This window comes from Photobacterium alginatilyticum (assembly GCF_009910675.1).
GTDB lineage: Bacteria > Pseudomonadota > Gammaproteobacteria > Enterobacterales > Vibrionaceae > Photobacterium > Photobacterium alginatilyticum.
Genome location: NZ_RSEJ01000169.1, coordinates 1 through 752 on the forward strand (window position 1 = coordinate 1; position 752 = coordinate 752).

The following is a 752-nucleotide window of genomic DNA, read 5'->3' on the forward strand; positions in this document are numbered from 1 at the left end:
TATTCTTGCAGAATTTATAGCCGGACAATTAAAAAATAGAGTTTCTTATTCTTGCAGAATTTATAGCCGGACAATTAAAAAATAGAGTTTCTTGTCGCAAAGCAATGAAAAAGGCTATTGAATTAACCGAACAAGCASATACAAAAGSAATTCAASTACMAATTGCAGGAMGCATTGATGGAAAAGAAATYGCACGCRTCGAATGGATCAGAGAAGGYAGGGTTCCCCTACAAACCATTCGGGCTAAAATTGATTATTGTGCCTATACAGTTCGAACTATCTATGGCGTATTAGGTATMAAAATTTGGATATTTATAGATGAAGAATAAAAAAACYTWCCTYRKCTTTTTTTTTACCCCAAAATCCAACAAAAAATAAAAAAYACGTTCATTTTTTTGTTTGAAGATAAAAAAAAGAGCTCTTAATTCCGTAATTCTTTAATTCTATAGGGTTRAATAAAAAKTCGATTAAATGTTTGATATAATTGCTATGCTTAGTGTGTGACTCGTTGGTTTTTTAGGAATAAGGTTCAAAAAAAAMAAGCCTCCCTAATATGAAYTAATAACTATAGAACKAAGAACCAACTCATCRCTTCGCATTATCTAGATCCAACMAAGCAGTCAAGATATGAWAAATTTTTCATATCATTGTARCAACTGAAATTTGTTTTGCATAAACTAAAAGAGYAAAAAATAGGATTCTCAGGTGTGAAACGGAATATAGAAAAAGGTGTAGATAGAGGGGTGAGAGAA

At 31.1% G+C, this 752-nt stretch carries 1 protein-coding gene; it reads left to right on the top strand.

The window, feature by feature from the left end; all coding sequences use genetic code 11:
- Positions 1–47 precede the first annotated feature (47 nt).
- Complete coding sequence (gene rpsC / locus EIZ48_RS31560) at positions 48–329, top strand: 30S ribosomal protein S3 (RefSeq protein ID WP_500690628.1); 282 nt, start codon at positions 48–50, stop codon at positions 327–329.
- Positions 330–752 lie beyond the last annotated feature (423 nt).